Genomic DNA, 21,463 nt, shown 5'->3' with positions numbered 1-21,463 from the left:
GGCAATGCGTCAAGCGTGGGGAGCGGTGCCGCGCGTTGCTCGCGCACGGCGGGATTCGTAACCTTATTCTGCTGCGCGCGCGGCCGCCATAGGGCGCCGGGTATGACCGGCATCAGCAAGGCCGGCCGGCGCGCGCCGTGCGGCGGGACCTGCGCGGCCCGACCCGCTGCGCGCAGCGTTTCCCGGCCGCTTCTATGCCGCTGCTAGGCCGTTTCCTGCTTCGTGAGCCCCGAAGGCAGCGCGCTGATGCGCTTTACTTCGCGCGAGTCGAGCCAGTTCGGCGTGCGCGCGCAGTAGAGCACCATGGGCAGCGTGTCCTCGCCCCAGAAGAGCTGCTTGTTCATCCAGAACGTGGGCACGCCGAACACGCCCATCGAGATGGCGTCGTTGGTGTTGCGGCGCAGTTGCGCGCGCACCGCCTCTTGCTCGATCATCGCTTCGCCGTGCGCGATGCCCACGCGCTCGCACAGCTGCTCGAAACCCTCGTCGCTCGACGGATCGCGTCCCTCGCGCCAGATGAAGCGGAAGATCTCGCGCACGCAGGCAAACTCGCCGCCGGCCGCGATGGCGAGCAGCATCGGCTTGACCGAGTCGAACGGATGCGCGGGCGGCATCTTGAACGGAATGCCGAGCTGCTCGGCGCGAAAGAGTGCGTGCCGGTACGTGAACATGCGCTTGGTCGGGATCGCCGAGCCATACGGCGTGCCCCAGTGGCGGTACAGGTCGCTCAACATCACGGGCGTGGGCGCGAAATCGAAGCCCGGCCATTTGTCGTATTGCTCCAGCAGCAGGTACGAGAACGGCGACACGAAGTCGTAGAACCAGGCCGGCCGGTTGGCGTCGATGCCGCTGATCATGCTGTTCCTCCGAGATGGGCTTCTTGTGGGCCGCATCGGCGGCCCGTTATTTGAGTATTGATCGTATTCGCTGCTGCGTGCTGCTTTTTTTCGGCCACGTTTCTTACGTGCCCGACGTCAATTACGCCGCTTACGTGCTTTGCGTGCGCGTGTCTCCGGCAGGCGTGTCGCGTGACGCATCGGCGCTTGCGCTGTCCTTGCCGGCCGCGCCGCTGCCTTCGCGGCTGTCCGCGTGCTCTTTGCCGCCGGCGCCGCTTTCGTCCTGCTCGCTGCCTTCGTCGTCTGCGGCGCTGTTATCGGCGTCGCTATCGGCATCGTCGCTCATGGCCGAAAGCCGTTCGCGCACGGCCAGGAGCCGCTCGCGCACGAAGCCAATATGCTCGCGCAACACGTAGAACTGGCCTGCGTAGGCGAGCGGCATCTTCATGCCGTTCACCGACTCTTCGATCTTGTCGAGCTGGCGCGTCAGCGTGCGCCGCTCGGCGGGCGAATTGTCGGCGTTCGCGGCGCGCTCGAGCGCGATGAGCGAGCCGTACCAGCGGTAGATCCGTGATTTTACCCGCCATGCATAGAGGCTCGGTACGAGCCGCAGGCCCGGAATCAGCACCACGATGATCGGCACGAGCACGACGATGAGGCGGTCGGCGAGGCTCGCGAGCCAGAACGGCAGCACGCGGTACAGGAAGCTCTTGCCCGATTTGTAGTAACGGGCGGCGTCGTCGCTGATCGGGAAGTCCTGCGCGCGTGGCGCCGGGAATTCGCCCGCGCGCTGCATGAGCGTCGAGCGGCCGTGCACCTGCTTCGCCGCGTCGATCAGGAGATCGGAGAGCGCCGGATGGAGCGAGTCGCGCGCGACCAGCTCCGCCGTGGGCGCGATGAAGTGCAGTGGCGCCGCGGGCAGGTTGCGGCCGAAATCGAACGCGCCCATCGGGATCGTGATCGCCGTGAGGTACGGGAAGCGCCGCGCGTAGGCGTCGGCCTGGGCGAAGTCGAAGAAGCGCACGCCCGGCATGCGCATCAGGCGCCCCATGACCGGCGGCTGCGCGGAGTCGCCCGCGAGGAAGGCGACGTCGATCTTGCCCTCGACGAGCGCGCGTGCGGCGTCGTCGCCGGAGAGCGGCAGCAGCCTGGTCTTGCCGCCCGGCTCGATGCCGTTGGCCTTGAGCAGCGTCAGCGCGAGCTCGCGCGTGCCGCTGCCCTCGGCGCCGATGGCGATGCGCTCGCCCTCGAACTCCGAGAGCAGCCTCACAGGCGGCCCGTGATAGAACACCACGAGGGGCACGTACGCGACGCTGCCGAGCGAGACGAGGCCCGCGGGCGGCTTGGTCGAGAGGCCGTCCTGGACGAACGCGACGTCCACATGCGAGGCCGGATCGGAAAGACGCTGGAGGTTCTGCGCCGACCCTTCCGATTCGAGCACGTTCACGGTGATGTTGTTTTGCGCCAGGATCGTCTTGTACTTCTGCGCGGCATTCCAGAACGTGCTGCCCTTGGGGCCCGCGCTCATCGTGAGCGTGCTGGGCGGCGCGGGCTGGATCAGGCGCACGGCCAGCCAGATCGCGCCGGCGCTTATCAGCAGGATGGGGCCGAACGTGACGGCCAGGTCGCGCCACGAAATCGCCACGAAGCGCGCGACGAGACGGGGAGGAGGTTTGCGGCCGGTACGGAACTTCATTGGGGAATGGCGGGCCTCGGGAGTTTGCGGAAAACGTTGCGCGGCGCGGTGCGTCCAGGTTCGCGCCGGGGATCTTGCCGGCGCGGGTGGGTCCACGCCGGCGCGCCCACGCCGATATGCCCGCCGATGTTACATTAGATTGGCCGTTGCAACGGCATGCGCGCTGCCATCGCACGACCTGCACTGCCGATGCCGCTCCTCCGAAGGTGCTGCGCCGAGGGCGCCCCTGCCCTGGGTGCTCTGCCGAGGGTGCTACGCCCAGGGCGTGCCGCCAAGGGTGCGCCGCCCAGGGCGCGCCGCTAAACCCTTTGCACTCGCGCCGCACCCAGGCTAAATTGTGGATCGCCATGGCGCTTGCGCCATGCGGTACGCGCCGCAAGGCCGTCCAGCCGATAACAAGCTACCAGGCATAATCCGGCAATCGATGCAGGCGCTGTGCGCCGCCCCTGCCGTCGCGACGCGCTTGTGTGCGTTCGCGTGCCCAATCAATCCTTGCCTCTCGCCGCAGCGTGTCCAAGCCATGACAGTGTCCGTGGGCGCGCGGTGTGCGCTCGCACGCTGCCCGTGGGTGTCGTAACGAAGCCGTCAGACCGGGTCTGGCGGACGGCGAGCCCGTCCGTCCGGCAGCCGGGTGGCGGTCCATCCTCGCAACGAGTGAAGCAACAACGCGAAAGCAACAAGGAGAAAACATGAAATCGGTCGCTTTTCTGAAGACGCTGACTGCCGTGGCCTGCGTGACGGTCGCCTGCAGCGTGTATGCCCAGGACAACTCGGCGGCCAGCGGCGCGGCCGCCACGACGATGGCAGCGCCCCCGGCCTCGGCCAAGAAGGTCGACCGCAAGCTCGGCTATACGGTGCGCAAGGCGCTCTCGAAGGCGCAGGGCCTCGACGTCAAGGACATCACGGTGCGCTCGCGCAGCGGCGCAGTCACGTTGACCGGCACTGTGCCCGATCAGGGCCAGATCGACCAGGCCGGCCAGGTCGCACAGGGCGTGGCTGGCGTGAAGTCGGTGACGAACAAGCTGACGGTCAAGCAGCAGTAAAACGTCGTATTGCCCGCGGTTCGGCGCCAGACGGGCGCGAGCCGCGGGCACCCACCGCGCGAACAGGCCCCGGCACGTTGCCGGGGTTTTTTTTCGGCGCGAGGGCGGCGCGGATGGCTGGCGGGCGGCGCATGTGCGGACTGACACACAGCATTCCTGCGATTGGAGGTATACCTTCTAATTGCGCGGGCTCTGCGAGTTCACGCATGGCTTCACTGCGGGGAAACGCCATGACTATCCATACCTACACTGACTTGCCGCTCGTCGACCGGGCGGCGTTTGAGCTGGCGTGCGCGCGGCACGGCTTCGCTCCGATTCACTTCGACGTGCATGGAGAAAGCGATCCCGATGACCCAGAGCATGGCGAATTCGTGATCGTGCGGCGCGGCGCCTGGGCCCAGGCGTACCGCATCGACGCGCGCGGGCAGTGGCTGCGCCAGTTCGAGACCGATCTGAATGGCCGCTTCTTCAGCAGCGCGCCGCACGCCTGAACGGCGGCGCTCCTGCTGAAAGACTCGCCGCGCGGCATGCGCGTCGGGCGGGCGACCTTGTGCGCGCGCGGAACGGCGTCACGCAGGGCGGGGAGAGGCGCGTTCGCACGCGCCGCGTGGCCTTGCGTGGACCCTCAGGCGAGCACGAGGCGCACGCCCACGAGCGTGAGCGTTGCCGCGAGCAGGCCGCGCAGCAGCTTCTCGGGCGCGCGCGAGGAGAGCATGCTGCCGATCGCGATGCCGGGCAGCGAACCGCAGAGCAGCGAGAGCAGCATCGACCAGTCGATCGAGCCGAGCAGCCAATGCCCCGCGCCCGCGAGGAGCGTGAGCGGCACGGCGTGCGCCACGTCGGAGCCGACGATGCGCACCGTCGGCAACGCCGGATAGAGCAGCAGCAGCACGGTCACGCCGATGGCGCCCGCGCCCACCGAGGTGAGCGAGACCAATACGCCGAGCACGGCGCCCGTGAAGATCGTGAAGAACAGCGTGCGCGCCTCGCTGGGCCCGTGGCGATGGCGCGCCGCGAACGCGGCGAGCTGCGGCCGGAAGATCAGCGCGACGGCCGTGATGAGCAGCGCCACCCCCAGCACCGACTGGATCAGATGCCCGGCGCGCGGCGTGTCCATCCCGTAGCGGTGCAGCAGGATGAGCGTGAGCGTGGCGGCAGGCACGCTGCCCGCCGCGAGGCGCAGGGTCACGCGCCAGTCCACCGAGCCCTTGAGTCCGTGCACGAGCGTGCCCGCCGACTTGGTCGCCGCCGCGTAGAGCAGGTCGGTGCCCACCGCCGTGGCGGGATGCACGTGGAACAGCAGCACGAGGATCGGTGTCATCAGCGAGCCGCCGCCCACGCCAGTCAGGCCGACCAGGAATCCGACCAGCAGGCCGGAGAGCGAATAAAGCGGATCGATATGAGGTAGGACCATCGCGGACGTCGCTAATCGGGGTTCTTGCGCTGCTTTTTGTTGAAAGGGGGGGCCGCCGAGGTGGGGCCGCTCAAGTTGGGCGGCGCAGATCGGGTCTCGGCGATCACCGTGCCGCCCACCGGAAAATCGTAAGCGTAGCGTCAGGCTGGACAGCGGCAAAGGCTGGCGGCGAAAATCCGCTATTGTCGCAAAACCGGCGGATCGGCGCAGGGTCGGTTCAAATCTCCCCCAAAAATCGCGGGACAACGTGCGCCGCGCACGGTTGCCTACCCCGCTTCAATACAACGACTCATGAATCCCGGCATCGCCTACGCCTTTTCCGCCTTCACGATCTGGGGGCTCTTTCCGGTCTACTTCAAGACGCTGCACCAGATCCCCGCCCTCGAGATGCTCGCGCACCGTATGGCGTGGTCGCTCGTGTTCATCCTCGCCGTACTGCTCGCGCGGCACCACTGGGCCTGGCTGCGCCCCGCGCTGCGCGACAGGCGCCTCATCGCGCGCTTTGCCGCGAGCGCCGTGCTGCTCTCGGCCAACTGGGGCATCTACATCTGGGCCGTGAACGCGGGGCATATCGTCGAGGCGAGCCTCGGCTATTTCATCAATCCGCTCATCAACGTGCTGTTCGGCTATGCCTTCCTGCGCGAGCGGCTGCGCCCGCTGCAATGGTGCGCGGTGGTGGTCGCGGCGCTCGGCGTGGCCTGGCTCACCTGGCAGAACGGCGCACCGCCATGGATCAGCCTCGCGCTCGCGCTGACCTTCGGCGGCTACGGCCTGTTGCGCAAGACCGCAAAGCTGGGCGCGCTGGAAGGTCTCGCGCTCGAGACGGTGCTGCTGTTTCCTGTGGCCATCGTCTATCTGACGATCATCGGCCTGGCCGGCGCGGACCATTTCGCGCATGCGCCGCTCGGGCTGCAACTGCTGCTGGCCGCCGCCGGGCCGATCACGGCCGTGCCGTTGCTCCTCTTCGCGGCTGCGGCGCGGCGCATCCCGCTTTCGATGCTCGGCCTCATCCAGTACGTCACGCCCACGCTCCAGTTGCTCACGGGCGTGCTTGTCTACGGCGAGCCCTTTGGCTCGGTGCGCGCAGTCGGCTATGGCGCGATCTGGATCGCACTCGTGCTCTACTCGTTCGAGGGGCTGCGCGCCACGATGCTCGCGGCGCGGCGTGCGCGCGAGGCGGCCTGAGCGCCGGCGGCGCGCAACACAAAGGGGACGCGTGGCAGGGACCATCTGACAGGGGTTGGCTCGCGCGGCTGCCTCGCGCTAGCATGTTTCGATACATGACCCGCTTGCGTTGCCGCATGGCGGGCGTTTCGCGGTCATCCATCGGGCCAGCCGCCACGACCAGGACGATCGGCACAAACGATCGGCACAAACAGCAGGAGACACCCGCGCATGAGCAGCGCTGTCGTTTACCGCTTTGAAGAAGAATTCGCGCCGCGCATCGCCGCGCGGCTCACGAGCCAGTTCGGTCCGGAGGTCAGCGTGGAAGTCGTGCCCCACGAGGGACGCGGGCATCCCACTCGCGTGCGTTTGTGGGGCGTGCCGAGCGAAGTGCGCCATCCCTACGCGTTTGCCTTGAACGTGTCGCTCACTTGGGACGTCGACGAGATCGAGCGCCTCATGGAGCCCGGCGGCGAGGCGCGCTTCGAGCACTATCTGGAGGCGCTGGTGCGCAAGATGGCCTCATGGGAGACGGCGCGCCCGGTGGATTTCACCACCCGCACGCAAGGCGAGCCGGAAGTGCTGATAGGCGGGCTCGATTTCGAGGGCTGAGCCGCGCCGCAAGCCAGCTGCGTGAGCGCCGTCCGGGTGCGCCGCGGCCCGGCGCTGTGCGTGTCAGATGCCGCCCGCAAGCGCTATCGCATGAACGGCCTTCACAGCCATGCTCGCGGCCACGCATCCCGCGAACACCGCAAACGACTGTTGCAGCCGCGCGCCGCTCACATGGCGTGAGACGCCGCGGCCGCCCAGCATGCCGGCGAGCGCGCCCGCCGCGAACGGCAGCGCATTGAGCCAGAGCATGTGGCCGCTGGCCGCCGACGCGGCCACGCCCGCCGTCGAGACGAGCGCGATGACCGCGAGCGAGGTGGCCACGATGCCCTGCATCGGAATGTCCGACGCGCGCTTGAGCGCGGGCACGATCACGAAGCCGCCGCCCACGCCGAGCAGGCCCGAGAGAAAGCCCGCCGCTGCGCCCGAGAGGGCGAGCGCCCGCGCGCAGGGCGCGGTCCAGTCGAGCTTGCCGCGCTCGAGGTTCAGCCGGCAGGGCAGATCGGAGGGGCAGGGTTCGGCGCCGCCGTGCAGATCGTGCTCCGCGCCACGCTTCTGCTGGAACATGCGCCACGCCACGCGTGCCAGCACGAGCGCGAACACCAGCGTGAGCGGCGCGTCGGGCACGCGGTGCGCAACCCAGAGCCCGGCGGGCGAGATGACGGCGCCGGTTGCGGCCATCAGCGCGGCGGCCTTGTAGCGCACCTTGCCTTCGCGCAGCGCGAGCAAGGCGCCGATGCCGGCCGCGAGCGCGACGGCGAACAGGCCAATGGGCGCGGCCTGCGCGACGCCCAGGCCGAGGCCGAACACGAGCAGCGGCACGGCGACGATGGCGCCGCCCGCGCCCGTCAGCGCGAGGATGAGCCCGACGACCGAGCCGAGTGCGGCGCTCACTAGCGTGGCGGCGTCCATGAAACGTGATCTCCTGTATGTCGGCCGGAGTTAGCGCATTGGCGCCTGCTCCGGGCCGAGGCAATGCAGCCAGCGTTGCAGGCAGCGCTTAGCGCTGCGCTTCGGCGGGCGCCGCCCCCGTGAACCACTCGCGGCCCTTGAGCATGCCGCTCCAGTAAAAGCGTGGCAGCACGCTGGCCTTGAGGAACCACATCAGGCGGCGCGGCCGCGTGGGATCGAGCGGGAAGGTGGGCAGCAGCTTGCCGCCGTAGCCGAACTCGGCCAGCACGACCTTGCCTTTTTCGACCGTGAGCGGGCACGACCCATAACCGTCGTAGCGATAGCGCAGCGCCTCACCCGCCCGCGCGGCGAGCAGGTTCTCCGCGACGATCACGGACTGCTTGCGCGCGGCCGCGCCCGTCTTCGCGTTGGGCGCCGAGCACACGTCGCCGAGCGAGAACACATTGGGCCAGCGCGGATGCTGGAGCGTGGCGTGATCGACTTCGCACCAGCCGGCCGCATCGGCGAGCTCGCTGTCGCGGATGAAATCGGGTGGGACCTGCGGCGGCACCACGTGGATCATGTCGAAGCGCTTTTCGATGCGCGTGACGTTACCCTCGGCGTCCTTCGCCTCGAAGGTGGCGCGGCGCGCGGGACCGTCGACGGCGACGAGATTCGACGAGAACGCGAGCTTCGCGTCGTAGCGCTTCACGTACTCCATGAGCGGCGGCACGAAGGTCGGCACGCCGAACAGCACCGCGCCGGCGAGATCGAATTCCACGTTCACTTTGGAGAGCACGCCCGCGTTGAGCCAGTGGTCGCAGGCGAGATACATGGCCTTCTGCGGAGCGCCCGCGCACTTGATCGGCATGGCCGGCTGCGTGAAGAGCGCCGTGCCGCCCTGCATCTGCTGCACGAGCGCCCAGGTGTAGGGCGCGAGATCGTAGCGATAGTTCGAGGTGACACCGTTTTTGCCGAGCGTCGCCTCGAGCCCCTCGATGCGCTCCCATGCGAGCCGCAGCCCGGGCGCCACGATGAGCTGACGGTACGCCACGGTTTCGCCGTTCGTGAGCCGCACGAGATCCGCGTGCGGCTCCACGCGCTCTGCCGCCGCGCGGATCCACGTCGCGCCGCGCGGGATCACGCTCGCCATCGGGCGGCGTGTCTTCTTCACGTCGTAGGCGCCGCCGCCCACGAGCGTCCACGCGGGCTGGTAGTCATGGTGCTCATTCGGTTCGATGATCGCGATGCTCAAGCCCGGCTGGCGGCGCAGCAGGCTCGCGCTCACGCTGATGCCCGCGAGGCCGCCGCCGATCACGACCACGTCCCAGCGCTTGCCCGCGCCGCCCGGCGCGGCCTGTTTGTCCGCACGGTTTGCGCCGCTGTTGTCCTTGCCGTTGTCCCAATCGCACGCCGCTGCCGCTGCGGTGCCCGTCTCGACCGGCGCCGCGACGGGGTGCGCTTGCGCGCTCGCCTGCGCAAACTGCCACAGGTTGGTTGCGCGATTGCCGGTGCGGCAATACGCGAGCACGGGCGCGGGCAGGTCGACGAGCAGCTGCGCGAAGCGCGCGATTTCGTCGGGGCCGATCTTGCCCGGCGTGACGGGCAGATAGGCGAATTGCAGGCCGAGCTGCTTCGCGGCTTCGCGGATCTGCGCCGATGCCGGCTGCGACGGGCCGCCTTCGCCGTCGGGCCGGTTGCAGATGACCGAGCGATAGCCGGCCGCGGCAATTTCGGCGAGGTCGGCGGGCGTGATCTGGTCGGCGCTCGCGAAGCGCGCGTCGTGTTGCACGATTTGCATGGACTCGAATACTCCTGACTAGCTTGAAGAATGGCGGCGCTGCGCGTGGACCGCGGCAAGGCGCTCGAGCACGGCGAAGAGCGCCATGCCCGCGAGCATGGCGGCCACGAAGAGCCAGGCACGCGGCTGGCCGCTCGCGGCGCTGACGAGCGCGGGACCGGGGCAGAAGCCCGCGAGGCCCCAGCCCGCGCCGAAGACGAGGGCGCCCGCGATCAGACGCGCATCGACGCGGCGTGCCGTGGGCAACTGCATGGGTGCGCCGAGCACGCTTGCAGAGCGCGTGCGGGCGCGACGAAAGCCGATGGCCGCGATGGCGACGGCGCCCGCCATCACGAAGGCAAGCGAGGGGTCCCAGCGTCCGGCCAAATCGAGGAAGGCTAGCACCTTGGCCGGGTTCGCCATACCCGAGACGATCAAGCCGAGGCCGAATAGCAGGCCGCAGGCGAACGCGCTGACGTTGCGCAAGGCGTTGTGCGAGCCGTTGCCGCCGGGCGTGCCCATGTCAGCCTCCCGCGAGGTGGCGCACCGCGAACACGGTGACGAAGCCGGCGGCCATGAAGAGGCCGGTGGCGGCGAACGAGCGCAGCGAGCCGCGCGCGATGCCACAGACGCCGTGGCCGCTCGTGCAGCCCGACGCGTAGCGCGTGCCCACGCCAACGAGGAGTCCGGCGATGACGAGCGTGACGGGCGAGGCATCGATGGTGGGCGACAGGGCGCCGGCGCCCAGGGTGGCAAACCCGGAGCCCACTGCATTGTCGCCCGCGGCCACGAGCCGCCAGAGCCACGGCGCGGCGGCGAGCCCCGCGACGAACGCGAGGCGCCAGGCACGCTCCCCGTACGCCCCGCGCACGCTCTGCAGCAGGCCGCCGACGATGCCGCTAATGCCCGCGACGCGCCCGTTGCCGAGCACGAAGAGCGCAGCGGAGGCGCCGATCATGAGGCCGCCCGCAAACGAGGCGAGCGGCGTGAAGTGGGCGAGGTCGAGGCTCACGATGAACTCGCCGGGCGGGCCTTTACCTTTAGCCGGCCGCAGTAGAGGCTCGATAGCGTCTGCATGACCTGAATGACCTCGTGACTCGCGAGCCGATAGTAGATGTACTTGCCTTCGCGACGCGTCTCGACGAGGCCTTCTTCGCGCAGCACGCCGAGATGTTGCGAGAGACTCGGCTGATGCACGCCGACGAGCGCTTCGAGCTCGCCCACGTTGCGCTCGCCTTCGGTCAGCTGGCACAAGAGGAGCAGGCGGTCTTCGTGCGCGAGCGCCTTGAGCAGGGCGCAGCACTTCTCTGCGGACTCGCGCAGCGCCTCGCGCGCTTCAGGGGTGAGCGGTGAATTCATGTGTCGTGGCGCCGAGCGCTGAATGGGGCGATGAACGCGGGGTACGGAAACATTGACGTTCGTCGCCTGACAGTTGGTTGACAAACATTATATCGATTCATAATATGTGTTTCAATAAATCATAGGCCGGTCGAGCCTCGTATTCAACGCGTCAACGCGTATTTCCCACGCATTCAGCAGCCAACGATCACGTCAAGGCCGTATGGAGTCCCCGATGTCCGAGTCCGTCGCCGTTCCCGCGAGCACTGCGCCCGCTGCGCCAGGCACCGCCGCCACCGCCACCACCATCGTCGAGCCGTTTTTCGATCCGGTCACGGCCACCGTCACTTACGTCGTCCACTCGGGGCGCGGCTCGGTGTGCGCCATCGTCGATCCGGTGCTCGACTACGACCCGAAGTCGGGGCGCACAACCACGGAATCGGCCGACCGCGTGATCGCGTTCGTGCGCGAGTACGCGCTCTCGGTGCAGTGGCTGCTGGAGACGCATGCGCACGCCGACCATCTCTCGGCGGCGCCGTACCTGAAGCAGCAACTGGGAGGCAAGATTGCGATCGGCGAGCACATCCGCCACGTGCAAGGCGTGTTCCGCGCGGTCTTCAACGTGGGTGCGACGCTTGCCGCCGACGGCAGCGAGTTCGACCATCTTTTCAAGGATGAGGAGCGCTTCGAAGTCGGCCCGCTCGCGGCGCGCGCGATGCACGTGCCGGGCCACACGCCGGCCGACCTTGCGTATCAAATCGGCGACGCGGTGTTCGTGGGCGACACGCTCTTCATGCCCGACGTGGGATCGGCGCGCTGCGACTTTCCGGGCGGCGATGCGCATACGCTCTACCGCTCGGTTCGCAAGCTGCTGGAAATGCCTGGAGAGACGCGCCTCTTCATGTGCCACGACTATCCGCCCGAGTCGCGCGGCCCGAGCTTCGAAACCACCGTGAACGCCCAGCGCTGCGGCAACATCCACTTGAACGATGGGGTGACCGAGGACGCCTTCGTGCAGATGCGCACCACACGCGATAGCACGCTCGCCATGCCCAATCTGATCCTGCCGTCGATCCAGGTGAACATTCGCGCAGGGCGCATGCCCGAGCCCGAGGACAACGGCGTGCGCTATCTCAAGATTCCGCTGAACGCGCTTTGATCACGCCCCGATCACGCGCCGATCACGCCAGGCTGGCCACGGCTCGCCCGTCGCGTCGACTTTTTCGGCTCGAGCCTCATATTTGCGTCGGCGCTTGGCGCGCCGCGGCCTCGGTCATGCGGTCGGTTTCCTGTGCGGGTTTGCGCGCCTTGGCGAGACGACGACGCGTCCACTCGAGAGCGGGCTGCTCGACGCAATGCCACGACACGTAGGCACAGGCGAAGATGCCAGGCACGGCAATGAACAGCGCGCTCAGGTGATCGAGATTCGGGCCGAAGTACGCGACAACCTGCTGAATCGCGAATCCGTAAACATAGATTCCGAATGAGTAGTCGTTGCGAGGCGCGAAGCGATGCAGGAGTGGTGTGGTTCCAATCCACAGCACGCCGTACGCGAATGCCGCATAGAAGACGGGTTGCGCGAGCGGCGTGCCGCGCAGGGCTGCATACCCGAAGATCAGCGCCGCCGCAGCCCAGCCGCTGATATGGACACGGTCGCGCCACGCGTAGAGCAGCATGCCGGTCATGAAGACCAGTTCCGGAAAGTACGCGTACCCGTTGGGTCCGCCGGGCTTGTTGGCGAGATTGCGCAGCGTGAGATGGAAATGCGGCTCGAGGTACGGATGGATGAGGAACGGCGCTGTCCCGAGCAACACGGCCACGAGCATGCCGCGCCGGCTCTTCAGCAGGCCCAGCACACCGGTCCCCAGTACGACGGCGTAGTAGCGCACTTCGATCGGCAGCGTCCAGAGCGGCTCATAGATCATGTTGGGCCTGTGGTTGTGCTCGAAGACGCCGGGCAGCACGATGTGCTTGCCGATTACGATGACGGAGAAGGTGTCGAGGTTGCCCCATGTGAGGCCCGATGCGAAATAGTCTTTCAAGGACCAGGTCGTGAGGAGCGGCCCGATGATGAAGATTGCGACCAGCGACGCCACGGCGATCGCAGGCCAGATCCGCGCCGCGCGCAAGATGAGAAAGCGCGTGGCGGAGCGCTGCCGGTCGTAGCTCGCGGTAACGAGCAGGCCGCTCAGGAGGAAGAACGCAAAGACGCCGAGACTGCCGGAATAGTCGAAGCCGAGCAGCACCGTGGCGGGGTCCCTGTGTCCATCGAACGGCTGGAGAACGAACGAATGCGCAAAGACCACCGCGGAGGCGGCGAGCAGGCGGACCAGGTCGAAATTGTTGCGCTCGCGTGAGAGTGCATTCGACAGCAGGGACATGGGGGTGACTCCTGAAAGGGCAGTCGCGCGGGCGAGTATGGGTAAGGCGCGACGCGAAAGGGCGCGCTCGGCACATTGTGCGTGCCGCGCTCGCGCCCGACTGTGCTCTCGGCCACGCTGACGCGCGTTTCGCGCCCACCGTGCAGGCCACATGCGAATCGCCGTTGAGCCAGGTTGCTCGACGAACGATGCAGACGTCTGACGATCGCCAGCCGCGAGGAGGGAGCACCGCCGCCTTTTCAGGCGACACATGCGCGCTGCCGGTCCATCGCGCTTTGTCCGAAATTCGAAAGCATCTGTCCACTCGACTGCATGCCGGCAATTTAGACTTCGCTTCATATTCTCGCGGCTTCGCCCTCCCTGGGCGAAGCCGGCCACCATGATCCAAGCGGAGTCACGCCATGAAAGCCATCCAGTTCAAGTCCTTCGGCACGCCCGAGGTGCTCGAGCTCATCGATCTGCCCACGCCCGCGCCCGCAGCCGGCAGCGCGCTCGTGCAGGTGAAAAGCGCCTCGGTCAACCCGAGCGACGTGAAGAACGTCTCCGGCCACTTCGATCACACCGTGCCGCCGCGCGTGCCGGGGCGCGATTTCAGCGGCGTGGTGACGGCCGGCCCGAGCGAGTGGATTGGCGCCGAAGTCTGGGGCACGGGCGGCGATATCGGCTTCACGCGCGACGGCACGCACGCCGAGTTCATCGAGATTCCGGCGGCCGCGCTCGTGCGCAAGCCCGCGTCGCTCACCCATGAGCAGGCCGCTTCGATCGGCGTGAATTTCGTGGTGGGCTGGCTGGGCACCGTCGACTACGCGCAGCTCGTCGCGGGCGAGACGATCGCCGTGATTGGCGTGTCGGGCGGCGTGGGCGGCGCGGTCACGCAGATCGCGAAGGCGCGCGGTGCGCGCGTGATCGGCGTCGGGCGCGAGGCGCCGCATGCCGACTCGCCGGCAGCGCGTCTGATCGACGCCTTCGTGCCGATGGACGGCGACACGGCCCGGCGCGTGCGCGAGCTGACCGGCGGCGCGGGCGCGGACGTGGTCTACGACGCCGTAGGCGGCGTAGCGTTCGAGCTGGCGCTCGCGCTCGCAAAACGGCGTGGCCGGGTGGTCGAGATCAGCGCTACAGGCAAGCGCCGTGTGGAGTTCGATCTGATCGACTTCTATCACAACGAGACGCAGCTTTTCGGCGCCGATAGCGCCAAGCTGGGCGTCGTCGAGGCCGCGCCGATCATGCGCGCGCTCGTCGAGGCCTTCGACGCCGGGCGCTTCACGGCGCCGGTGGTGGCCGAACGCTATCCGCTCGAGCGCGCGCGCGATGCCTATGCGGCCGTCGCCGCGGGCACGCCGGGGCGCGTCGTGATTGAAATCGCCTGACGCGCCTCGCCAGCGATGGCCAGGCCCAGCGACGACCCATGACGGTAAAACAGCCCAACACGGGAGCCCGACGATGAAGGCTTATCTGGTTTCGTTCGCCGTGGGCGCGCTCGTAGGCCTCATCTACAGCCTGCTCGACGTGAAGTCGCCCGCGCCGCCCACGATCGCGCTCATCGGTTTGCTCGGCATGCTGGCGGGCGAGCACGTGCTTGGCTTCGCGCGCACCTGCATCGCCCATCTCGCGGGCTGATCGCGGGCCAGGCATGCCGGCGGCGGTGGAGCCTGGACCCTGGGCCAAGGGCCGATGCCGCCGGCGCGCCGCCGAACTCAATGCGCGCCGCGCGCGCACCCCGCCAAGTCGACGCGTACCACGTGCGCGCAGCCCGCCAAGTCGACGCGTACCACGCGCGCGCACCCCGCCAAGTCAACGCGTATCCAGCGCGCAGCCCACTAAGTCAACGTGCGCCACACATGTGCAGCCCGTAAAGGCGTCTCAGGCCTGGGCCCGCACCAGCCGCTCGGGAAAATGCGTGCGCAGCGTGCGCGGGTCGAGCAGCGCGAGGTCCTTGTCGAGCTCGAGCGTGACGAGGCTGCGCGTCTGCGCGTCGAGCGCCTTGCGCAGCGCGCCGAGGAACGCGGGCGGCGCGGCCAGCACGAGCGTGCCGTAGCGACCGTCGTTGCGGGCCTTGGCGAGCGTTGTCGCAACCTGCGACGCGAACAGGCTGGTCTCGCGTTCGTGGTGCTGGGTGTCGGGATCGCTCTGCTGGCGGCCAGCGGCGGAGCGCTCGGTGCGCCCCGAGCGGTCGCTCACGAGGCTCTGTTCGGGCACGCGGCTTTCCGGGTGCAGCAGCGTCTCGATTTCCTCGATGGCGCCTAGCGGACTTTCCGTCGCGAAGATGCGTGCGGTCACACGGTTGGCGACGACGACCCAGATCATGTTCGACATGCTTGCCTCCCTGCCAGTGCTTCGGCGCAACGCCGGGCCGAAGCGGTGAGTGGACTCGCGCGGCGCGGCGCGAACATCAAGGGTAGCGCGTTCGCGATTTGCGGCGGCGCGGCATGCGCGGTGTCCTTCCGGATTTCGGGAGGATGATTCCCGTACGTGCAGGATTCTCTTTCCTGATGCAAGGATCTATCTTGCAGACTCCAGGGCACGCAGTGAGGGAGTCGCAAATGGAACCATCTGCTATCCGTTATACGAGCGACGTCGCGTTCACGCCAACTGTAAAGGCCATGCAGACACGGCTTGGCTCGCGCGAAATCTATGCGCGCATGGAAGCGCAGCGCGGCTTTGGCACCGACCTCACGCCGGACGTGAGCGCGTTCATCGAGGCGCAGCGCAGCGTGTTTCTCGCCACCGCGAACGTGGACGGCCAGCCGTACATCCAGCATCGTGGCGGCCCAGCGGGCTTTTTGCACGTGCTGGACGCGCGCATCATCGCGTTTGCGGACTTCATCGGCAATCAGCAATACATCACGCTCGGCAACCTGACAGACAACCCGAAGGCGTATCTGTTCCTGATCGATTATGCGCGGCGCAGGCGCATCAAGCTTTGGGGCGAGGCGCGCGTCGTGGAGGACGCGGCGTGGGTCGAGCGGCTGCTGCCGGCGGGCTACAAGGCGCGCGCCGGGCGCGCGATCGAATTCACGGTGACGGCGTGGGACAGCAACTGCCCGCAGCATATTCCGCAACGCTTCGAGGCCGATGACGTGAAGGCAGCGCTCGAGGCGCGCGATGAGCAGATCCGTGAAATGGAGGAAGCGGCGGTGCGGCAGGAGGCGCGTGTGCGGGAGCTGGAGGCGGAGGTGGCGCGCCTGCGGGCGCTCGCGCGGGATTAGACAGGCCAGAACGAGCCAAACGAAACTAGCGAGCCAAATGAACAGGGCCGGTGACGCAGCACTCAGGCGAAGCGTGGCCGGCCCCAGCGATCCCGGCGACCTTACTTGACCTTCTCGGCTTCGTTCGTGATGGCGTTGCCACCCTTCGAGATGTCTTCGCCGGCGCCGGCGATGGTATTGCACGCAGCAAGCGTGACGGCGAAGAGGGCAAGGGCAATCGCAAGATAACGGCTCATGGCGGCTCTCCTTGTGTTTTTAATGGGTATCGGGCACGCGCTGGATCGGCTCGGCCGAAACACTCGCGCCACTTGCAGGAATTGTACGCGCGAACCGGGGACACATGCGCCGGCCCGCGCTGCGCCACGCCACTTTTAGCGAGCCGTTGCGCGCACTTTCCCGCCAGATGTCCGTTTACTCAGGTGCGGCGATGGTGCTTGCGCACCACGAGCCATTTGGGCGAGCGGAACCGCACGATGCTCACGTAGAGCCAGACATAGGTGAGCGCGAACACCACCACAAAGCAGAACAGGTGCAGCGTGTGGCGCCAGAACAGCGTGGCAGGGATTACAGCGACGAGGCACAGCAGCCACAGGTAGGGCGAGGTGAGCGAGTTGCGGCGTGTGAGCTCGCGCGCGGTGCGCGCGCCGACGGCCCAGCGCATGAGGCGCTTGTAGACGAGCATGTGCAGGTGCACGCCGTCGGGAATGCCCGGCGACATGCCGCGCACGAACTTCTTCCGGTAGATCGAGAAGCAGGTCTCGAAGATCGGGTACATGAAGAGCAGCACGGGAAACCAGGCCGAGACGTCGCGGTTGCGCATCACGAGCAGGATCGCGAGCTCCCCCAGCATGAAGCCGATGAAGTAGGCGCCGCCGTCGCCGAGAAAGATCAGGCCCGCCGGGAAGTTCCAGATGAAGAAGCCCAGCACCGCGCCCATCATGATGAACGAGGCCGAGAGCACGACCGCGTCGTGCACCTGGAACGCCACGTAGGCGAGCGAGGCGAACATCATGAACGCGACCATCGAGGCGAGGCCGTTGAAGCCGTCGATGATGTTGATCGCGTTGGCGAGCGCCGCCACGGCCAGCACGGTGATCACGCACGAGATGGCCGCGTACGAGAGCAGGAAGTCGAGCGGCGGCACGCTGATGCGCGTGACCGCGATGCCGAGCGCGAAATACGCGAGCGCGGCGGCGGCCATGGTGCAGACGAGACGCGCAAGCGGCGAGACTTTCTTGGTCAGGTCCTCGACGAGCCCCGAGGCGAACGCGGGCAGGCCGCACGCGACGATGCCGAGGATGCCGCCCGACACGGCCGGATAGGCGAAGTGCAGTTGCGCCGCCGCGACCACGAGCCCGATGAGGATGCCGGTGCCGCCGATGCGCGGCACGGGGCGCACATGGAATTTCTGCACGCCCGCGAGGTCGGAGTCGACGGAGAACCTTTCGTGCAGATGGGCATAACGCACGATCAGCAGCGTGACCAGCAGCGAGACAAGAAAGCCGAGTGCGAAGCTAAGCATGAAAGGTGAACGCAGGGCGAGAAGACGGAATCCGGGATTATACAAAGGCGGCGTGGCGCTTTCGGCGCACGGCCAGTGCCGCAGGTGCAGCCGGCGCCAGGCCGCGCATCCTGGGCGCCCCGCACGTGCCCTTGTGCCATGATGCCCGCATCCTCATCCGACGGATTTCGCCCATGCCCCATTTGCTAGTGAGCTGACGAGCGGGGCGGCAAGCGGGTATGTCAGCGCGGGGAAAAGCGGGCTAACGAGTTGGGTGCCAGGCGAAGCGACAAGCGCCGCAGGTCGCGCCCCCGCGGGTTTCCGGCGCTTCGGCGGCGGCACGCGCGCATGATAGTATGGCGCGCCCGTGCCGGGTCAGGGAGCCATGCGAGGGCCGCCCCCTGTGCCAACTCATTCGCCCGCGCGCGCGGGCCCGTCATTGCCGATGACTCAGGACAACGCTCAGGTTCACCGACACGCCGAACGCACCGAGCCTCCCGCGAACGACGCGTCGCGCCCGCTCGTGTCGATGCTGCTCATCGCCTACAACCAGGCGGGCGTGATCGCCGACGCCGTCGCGGGCGCACTGGCGCAGCGCTACTCGCCGCTCGAAATCCTGATCTCCGACGATTGCTCGACTGACGGCACCTGGGCGGCCATCGAAGCGGCCGTGCGCGACTATCGCGGCCCGCATCGCATCGTGCTCAATCGCAACGAACAGAACGCGGGCATCAGCGCGCATCTCTCGAAGCTGGCCGCCATGAGCCAGGGCGCCTTGTTCGTGGTGGCCGCCGGCGACGACGTCTCGGTGCCCGAGCGTTGCACGCGGCTCGTCGACTGCTGGAACGCGCTCGGGCAGCGCGTGGACCTCATCGCTTCCGATCTCGTGGAGTTCGAGCCCGTTTTGGCGTCCGCGTCCCCGGAGGCGGAGGCGGGCCATGCGGCGGACCAGGAAGCCGGCCGGATTGCCCCGACCGATCTCGGCCAGTACAAGAATTTCGACGACTGGGCGCGCGAGCGCCCGTGGGTCGTAGGCGCCTCGCACGCGTGGTCGCGGCGCCTGTTCGAGCGCTTCGGGCCGATGTTGCCGGGCGCGATGGCCGAAGACCAGATCATGACGTTTCGCGCGGTCATGTCGGGCGGCGCGCACAGCCTGCGCGAGCCGCTCGTGCGTTACCGGCGCGGCGGGCTCTCGGGCAAGAAGCGCTTTCGCACCGTCGAGCAGTTCGTCGCGCGCGTGAAGCTCACAACGGCCTTCGGGCTTGTCGAGTCGGAGCAGTTTCAGCGCGATGCGCAGCTCGCGGGCGTAGGTGCGCCGATGCGCGCGCTGCTGGTGCCGAAGCTCGCCCGCGAGCACTACGCGCGCGACGTGTTCGCGGCGGGCGGTTTCGGCGCGAAGCTCGCACTGCTGCTGCGCACGCCAGGTGTGAAAATGGGCTTCAAAATCCGCATGTTTCTCTACGCGGCGTGCCCTGGTGTGTACCGGCCTTTCTTCGCGCTGCGCTCGCGCCTGAAAGGGAAGTGACGCGAGGCGAGCGACGCGCGCGCCTTCACGGCTTGCCCGCTGGCGTGACCTCGAGCAGGACGACGTGGTCGGGCACCGCCACGGAGAGCTGCCGCAAATCGGCATGCGTCGCGAGCGGATCGGCGGACATGGTCGGATCGTAGAGCGCGATGCGGCTCGCCCTGGCGCCCAAGTCGACCTGCACGCTGGCCGGCGGCGCGCTTAGCGGCGTGCCTTTTGCGCGGTCCCAGAACGGCGTCTCATTCCAGAGCGCAAGCAGATAGCGGCCGTCGCCCTTCGTCAGCAGCAGGCTGCGTGCCGACACCGGCATGGCGCGCAATGAGCAGGATGACGAAGCATCTGGCGGCGTGACGGTTTGTACACCGGGGTGTGGATTGGTGGGCCCTTTGGCAGCCGCGTTCGCGCGCAGGATCGCCGTGAGATTGCGTATCGCGCTGGCCGAGGGCTTGGGCGAGTGGTCGTTTCTGAAGAGACCGAAGTGCATCTCGCTGTTCGTGCGCTGCGGATCGGGTTTTTCGTCGAGCAGCTCGTAGATGTAGGTGCGCACGACACCGAGGTTCGCGGCGTCGAACAACCCGTTGAGCACGCCCTTGGCCTGGGTCGCCTCGTCCACGCCGATGCCGTACCACCCCGACTGAGGGAGCGTGAAGTAGCCGAACTCGGTCACCACGAACGGCAGGTTGTATTTGCGCAGACCGTCGATGGCCCAGGCCATCCACTTGTCGCCGTTGGCGTTGTAGGCGGGCTGCTCGCCGTTTTGCGGATAGATGTGCTGGTTGGTAAAGTCGGCGGCGCCCGCGCGTGTGGAGACGGGCGTGAGATCGTAGCCGGTGAGGTCGTACACCGGCACGCCGGGGAGACTGGCGCTGCCGTGCACGTGCGCGTGGATCGCCTGCTGCGCGGCGAGACCGGCCGCGTCGCTCGTGAGCCCGTTGTAGCTCACGTGGAAGTTGTTGATCTCGTTGAAGCCTTCCACGGCGGCGACGCTGCCCGGCGCGGCGGCGGTAAAGCGATCGAGCTGCTGTAGCGAATCGGCGACGTTGCCGTATACGACGAAGTTGAACTTCACGCCCTGTTGCGCGAGCCAGACGTAGCTCGAGAGCGGCGCCGAGGTGCCGGGCGTGCCGTCACGCACGTGGCGCACGCCAATCCACGCAAGATCCTTCGCCACGTTGCGCACGTCGGCGTAGGCCCCGTCGGTGTAGTTGATGTGGGTGTTGACGGCGATGCTGTCGAGAAACGCCTCGGCGCTCATCGTGCGCGCCGAGCATGCGGCGGGTGTGCTCTGTGACGTATCTGCGGCATGCGCCTGGGGCACGAATGGCGGTGCGAGCGATGCAGCGAGTAGCGCAAGCGCGCAAGAACGCGCGGTACTGAACCTGGCAAGCACTGCGACGACAAGCACGGCCATGGCGCGTGCCTTTTTGGCAAGTGCAGTATCGGCACGCGTCGCATTGGTGGGTACGACATCGGCACGCGCTGCATCCGCAAGCACGACGTCGAAACGCGCTGCATGGGCACGCGCCAGATCGGCACGCCCTGCATCGGTACGCGCCGCATCGCCAGGCACCACATCAGCACGCACCGCATCAGCACGCGCTGCATTGGCAAGCACCACATCAGCACGCACCACATCGGCACGGACCACATCGGCAAGTGCCATATCGACAAGCGTTGCATCGGCAAGCGCCGCGTCAGCACGCACCGCATCAGCACGCGCTGCATCGTCACACACCATCCGGACGATGGCGAGGCCGCCGCTACGTGTCGCGCCGATGCGCTGGAGTTCGACAGGTGTCGTCGCGAGCGCGCCGAACATTGGCAGGATGCTGCCAGCGAAGTTGCGCGTGGCGATGCGCTTGAGGCTCGGCTTGTAACGGGGCAGGGTGCTCATGGTGTGGTCATCATGCAGGCGCGCGCGTATGCGCAGGGGGTTCTGCCCCCTCGCCACTCGATCAAGAAACGCGCGTCCCGACCATTCTGGATGAGACATGCGTGTGCGTTTGTGCGTCGGCGCACGGAGCGGCGAGGCGCGAAAAATTAGATTTGCCTTACACCGCGCGGTGGGGCCGCGAG

General features: G+C 67.7%; 22 protein-coding genes. 9 read left to right on the top strand and 13 right to left on the bottom strand.

From position 1 onward, the window contains the following. Positions 1-203 precede the first annotated feature (203 nt). Both E1956_RS15415 and E1956_RS15410 read right to left on the bottom strand, forming a co-directional pair. Positions 204-857: a 2-hydroxychromene-2-carboxylate isomerase gene (locus tag E1956_RS15415; RefSeq protein WP_134750205.1), complete on the bottom strand. Its 654-nt coding sequence runs from the start codon at positions 855-857 to the stop codon at positions 204-206. A gap of 130 nt (positions 858-987) precedes the next feature. After that, complete coding sequence (locus E1956_RS15410; RefSeq protein ID WP_134750203.1) at positions 988-2,532, bottom strand: TAXI family TRAP transporter solute-binding subunit; 1,545 nt, start codon at positions 2,530-2,532, stop codon at positions 988-990. Between the two features lie 689 nt (positions 2,533-3,221). Between E1956_RS15410 and E1956_RS15405 the strand changes: the two genes are divergently transcribed. Together E1956_RS15405 and E1956_RS15400 are read left to right on the top strand one after the other, a co-directional pair. Next, the gene (locus tag E1956_RS15405; protein WP_028220961.1) at positions 3,222-3,575 is read left to right on the top strand and encodes a BON domain-containing protein; all 354 of its coding nucleotides are present in this window, start codon (positions 3,222-3,224) and stop codon (positions 3,573-3,575) included. A 230-nt stretch (positions 3,576-3,805) separates the two neighbouring features. Next, a complete protein-coding gene (locus tag E1956_RS15400) occupies positions 3,806-4,066 on the top strand; it encodes a hypothetical protein (protein ID WP_134750201.1) in 261 nt (86 codons plus the stop codon). 134 nt (positions 4,067-4,200) lie between these two features. On the opposite strand, the gene E1956_RS15395 is transcribed toward E1956_RS15400, so the two are convergent. After that, positions 4,201-4,989: a sulfite exporter TauE/SafE family protein gene (locus tag E1956_RS15395; protein ID WP_134750199.1), complete on the bottom strand. Its 789-nt coding sequence runs from the start codon at positions 4,987-4,989 to the stop codon at positions 4,201-4,203. A 291-nt stretch (positions 4,990-5,280) separates the two neighbouring features. Here E1956_RS15395 and rarD point away from each other — a divergent pair, with 291 nt between their 5' ends. Beyond that, entirely contained in the window at positions 5,281-6,174 is an 894-nt protein-coding gene (rarD, locus tag E1956_RS15390) for an EamA family transporter RarD (protein WP_134750197.1), read from the top strand. 210 nt (positions 6,175-6,384) lie between these two features. Next, a complete protein-coding gene (locus tag E1956_RS15385; RefSeq protein ID WP_134750195.1) occupies positions 6,385-6,765 on the top strand; it encodes a DUF5594 family protein in 381 nt (126 codons plus the stop codon). A gap of 63 nt (positions 6,766-6,828) precedes the next feature. Here the strand turns inward: E1956_RS15385 and E1956_RS15380 are convergent, their stop codons facing one another. The 5 genes from E1956_RS15380 to E1956_RS15360 all read right to left on the bottom strand — a co-directional run bounded on the left by E1956_RS15380 (position 6,829) and on the right by E1956_RS15360 (position 10,792). Further along, entirely contained in the window at positions 6,829-7,674 is an 846-nt protein-coding gene (locus E1956_RS15380) for a sulfite exporter TauE/SafE family protein (RefSeq protein WP_134750193.1), read from the bottom strand. 88 nt (positions 7,675-7,762) lie between these two features. Further along, positions 7,763-9,454, bottom strand: coding sequence for a bifunctional protein tyrosine phosphatase family protein/NAD(P)/FAD-dependent oxidoreductase (locus tag E1956_RS15375; RefSeq protein WP_134750191.1), 1,692 nt, complete (start codon positions 9,452-9,454; stop codon positions 7,763-7,765). A gap of 18 nt (positions 9,455-9,472) precedes the next feature. Next, positions 9,473-9,955 carry a DUF6691 family protein gene (locus tag E1956_RS15370; RefSeq protein WP_232071189.1) on the bottom strand — a complete coding sequence of 161 codons (483 nt, stop codon included), beginning with the start codon at positions 9,953-9,955 and terminating at the stop codon, positions 9,473-9,475. 1 nt (position 9,956) lies between these two features. Beyond that, positions 9,957-10,445, bottom strand: coding sequence for a YeeE/YedE family protein (locus E1956_RS15365; protein WP_134750189.1), 489 nt, complete (start codon positions 10,443-10,445; stop codon positions 9,957-9,959). Next, positions 10,442-10,792 (bottom strand): ArsR/SmtB family transcription factor, encoded by a 351-nt coding sequence (locus tag E1956_RS15360; RefSeq protein ID WP_134750187.1) that lies wholly within the window; start codon positions 10,790-10,792, stop codon positions 10,442-10,444. The genes E1956_RS15365 and E1956_RS15360 overlap by 4 nt, the downstream gene beginning before the upstream one ends. Before the next feature lie 214 nt (positions 10,793-11,006). Here E1956_RS15360 and E1956_RS15355 point away from each other — a divergent pair, with 214 nt between their 5' ends. After that, complete coding sequence (locus E1956_RS15355) at positions 11,007-11,930, top strand: MBL fold metallo-hydrolase (protein WP_134750185.1); 924 nt, start codon at positions 11,007-11,009, stop codon at positions 11,928-11,930. A 76-nt stretch (positions 11,931-12,006) separates the two neighbouring features. Here the strand turns inward: E1956_RS15355 and E1956_RS15350 are convergent, their stop codons facing one another. Next, positions 12,007-13,152 carry an acyltransferase family protein gene (locus E1956_RS15350; protein WP_134750183.1) on the bottom strand — a complete coding sequence of 382 codons (1,146 nt, stop codon included), beginning with the start codon at positions 13,150-13,152 and terminating at the stop codon, positions 12,007-12,009. A 401-nt stretch (positions 13,153-13,553) separates the two neighbouring features. Between E1956_RS15350 and E1956_RS15345 the strand changes: the two genes are divergently transcribed. Further along, positions 13,554-14,522 carry a quinone oxidoreductase family protein gene (locus tag E1956_RS15345; RefSeq protein WP_134750181.1) on the top strand — a complete coding sequence of 323 codons (969 nt, stop codon included), beginning with the start codon at positions 13,554-13,556 and terminating at the stop codon, positions 14,520-14,522. Between the two features lie 73 nt (positions 14,523-14,595). Next, a complete protein-coding gene (locus tag E1956_RS15340; RefSeq protein WP_133198666.1) occupies positions 14,596-14,772 on the top strand; it encodes a DUF1427 family protein in 177 nt (58 codons plus the stop codon). Between the two features lie 243 nt (positions 14,773-15,015). Here E1956_RS15340 and E1956_RS15335 read toward each other — a convergent pair whose 3' ends face one another. Next, positions 15,016-15,468, bottom strand: coding sequence for a host attachment protein (locus E1956_RS15335; protein ID WP_028220976.1), 453 nt, complete (start codon positions 15,466-15,468; stop codon positions 15,016-15,018). A 227-nt stretch (positions 15,469-15,695) separates the two neighbouring features. Here E1956_RS15335 and E1956_RS15330 point away from each other — a divergent pair, with 227 nt between their 5' ends. Further along, positions 15,696-16,361: a pyridoxamine 5'-phosphate oxidase family protein gene (locus E1956_RS15330; protein ID WP_134750178.1), complete on the top strand. Its 666-nt coding sequence runs from the start codon at positions 15,696-15,698 to the stop codon at positions 16,359-16,361. A gap of 101 nt (positions 16,362-16,462) precedes the next feature. Here E1956_RS15330 and E1956_RS15325 read toward each other — a convergent pair whose 3' ends face one another. Together E1956_RS15325 and E1956_RS15320 are read right to left on the bottom strand one after the other, a co-directional pair. Further along, positions 16,463-16,597 (bottom strand): entericidin A/B family lipoprotein, encoded by a 135-nt coding sequence (locus E1956_RS15325; protein ID WP_134750175.1) that lies wholly within the window; start codon positions 16,595-16,597, stop codon positions 16,463-16,465. A 179-nt stretch (positions 16,598-16,776) separates the two neighbouring features. Then, on the bottom strand, positions 16,777-17,883 hold the full coding sequence (locus E1956_RS15320) for an MraY family glycosyltransferase (RefSeq protein WP_134750173.1): 1,107 nt from the start codon (positions 17,881-17,883) through the stop codon (positions 16,777-16,779). 424 nt (positions 17,884-18,307) lie between these two features. Between E1956_RS15320 and E1956_RS15315 the strand changes: the two genes are divergently transcribed. Beyond that, the gene (locus E1956_RS15315) at positions 18,308-19,387 is read left to right on the top strand and encodes a glycosyltransferase family 2 protein (RefSeq protein WP_134750171.1); all 1,080 of its coding nucleotides are present in this window, start codon (positions 18,308-18,310) and stop codon (positions 19,385-19,387) included. 25 nt (positions 19,388-19,412) lie between these two features. On the opposite strand, the gene E1956_RS15310 is transcribed toward E1956_RS15315, so the two are convergent. Next, positions 19,413-21,281 carry a glycoside hydrolase 5 family protein gene (locus tag E1956_RS15310; protein ID WP_232071187.1) on the bottom strand — a complete coding sequence of 623 codons (1,869 nt, stop codon included), beginning with the start codon at positions 21,279-21,281 and terminating at the stop codon, positions 19,413-19,415. Positions 21,282-21,463 lie beyond the last annotated feature (182 nt).

The organism is Paraburkholderia pallida (assembly GCF_004524855.1).
Taxonomy (GTDB): domain Bacteria; phylum Pseudomonadota; class Gammaproteobacteria; order Burkholderiales; family Burkholderiaceae; genus Paraburkholderia; species Paraburkholderia oxyphila.
Note: the sequence above shows the minus strand (reverse complement) of the source record. Positions and strands in the feature narration are given on the sequence as shown.

What these genes read in the sequence shown, in the direction of transcription:
- E1956_RS15380 (WP_134750193.1), bottom strand. Translation starts at nt 7,674, where the DNA reads ATGGACGCCGCCACGCTAGTGAGCGCCGCACTCGGCTCGGTCGTCGGG.
- E1956_RS15410 (WP_134750203.1), bottom strand. Translation starts at nt 2,532, where the DNA reads ATGAAGTTCCGTACCGGCCGCAAACCTCCTCCCCGTCTCGTCGCGCGC.
- E1956_RS15370 (WP_232071189.1), bottom strand. Translation starts at nt 9,955, where the DNA reads ATGGGCACGCCCGGCGGCAACGGCTCGCACAACGCCTTGCGCAACGTC.
- E1956_RS15335 (WP_028220976.1), bottom strand. Translation starts at nt 15,468, where the DNA reads ATGTCGAACATGATCTGGGTCGTCGTCGCCAACCGTGTGACCGCACGC.
- E1956_RS15315 (WP_134750171.1), top strand. Translation starts at nt 18,308, where the DNA reads ATGACTCAGGACAACGCTCAGGTTCACCGACACGCCGAACGCACCGAG.
- E1956_RS15405 (WP_028220961.1), top strand. Translation starts at nt 3,222, where the DNA reads ATGAAATCGGTCGCTTTTCTGAAGACGCTGACTGCCGTGGCCTGCGTG.
- E1956_RS15350 (WP_134750183.1), bottom strand. Translation starts at nt 13,152, where the DNA reads ATGTCCCTGCTGTCGAATGCACTCTCACGCGAGCGCAACAATTTCGAC.
- E1956_RS15385 (WP_134750195.1), top strand. Translation starts at nt 6,385, where the DNA reads ATGAGCAGCGCTGTCGTTTACCGCTTTGAAGAAGAATTCGCGCCGCGC.
- E1956_RS15330 (WP_134750178.1), top strand. Translation starts at nt 15,696, where the DNA reads ATGGAACCATCTGCTATCCGTTATACGAGCGACGTCGCGTTCACGCCA.
- E1956_RS15310 (WP_232071187.1), bottom strand. Translation starts at nt 21,281, where the DNA reads ATGAGCACCCTGCCCCGTTACAAGCCGAGCCTCAAGCGCATCGCCACG.
- E1956_RS15415 (WP_134750205.1), bottom strand. Translation starts at nt 857, where the DNA reads ATGATCAGCGGCATCGACGCCAACCGGCCGGCCTGGTTCTACGACTTC.
- E1956_RS15340 (WP_133198666.1), top strand. Translation starts at nt 14,596, where the DNA reads ATGAAGGCTTATCTGGTTTCGTTCGCCGTGGGCGCGCTCGTAGGCCTC.
- E1956_RS15360 (WP_134750187.1), bottom strand. Translation starts at nt 10,792, where the DNA reads ATGAATTCACCGCTCACCCCTGAAGCGCGCGAGGCGCTGCGCGAGTCC.
- E1956_RS15325 (WP_134750175.1), bottom strand. Translation starts at nt 16,597, where the DNA reads ATGAGCCGTTATCTTGCGATTGCCCTTGCCCTCTTCGCCGTCACGCTT.
- E1956_RS15375 (WP_134750191.1), bottom strand. Translation starts at nt 9,454, where the DNA reads ATGCAAATCGTGCAACACGACGCGCGCTTCGCGAGCGCCGACCAGATC.
- E1956_RS15345 (WP_134750181.1), top strand. Translation starts at nt 13,554, where the DNA reads ATGAAAGCCATCCAGTTCAAGTCCTTCGGCACGCCCGAGGTGCTCGAG.
- E1956_RS15395 (WP_134750199.1), bottom strand. Translation starts at nt 4,989, where the DNA reads ATGGTCCTACCTCATATCGATCCGCTTTATTCGCTCTCCGGCCTGCTG.
- E1956_RS15400 (WP_134750201.1), top strand. Translation starts at nt 3,806, where the DNA reads ATGACTATCCATACCTACACTGACTTGCCGCTCGTCGACCGGGCGGCG.
- E1956_RS15320 (WP_134750173.1), bottom strand. Translation starts at nt 17,883, where the DNA reads ATGCTTAGCTTCGCACTCGGCTTTCTTGTCTCGCTGCTGGTCACGCTG.
- rarD (WP_134750197.1), top strand. Translation starts at nt 5,281, where the DNA reads ATGAATCCCGGCATCGCCTACGCCTTTTCCGCCTTCACGATCTGGGGG.
- E1956_RS15355 (WP_134750185.1), top strand. Translation starts at nt 11,007, where the DNA reads ATGTCCGAGTCCGTCGCCGTTCCCGCGAGCACTGCGCCCGCTGCGCCA.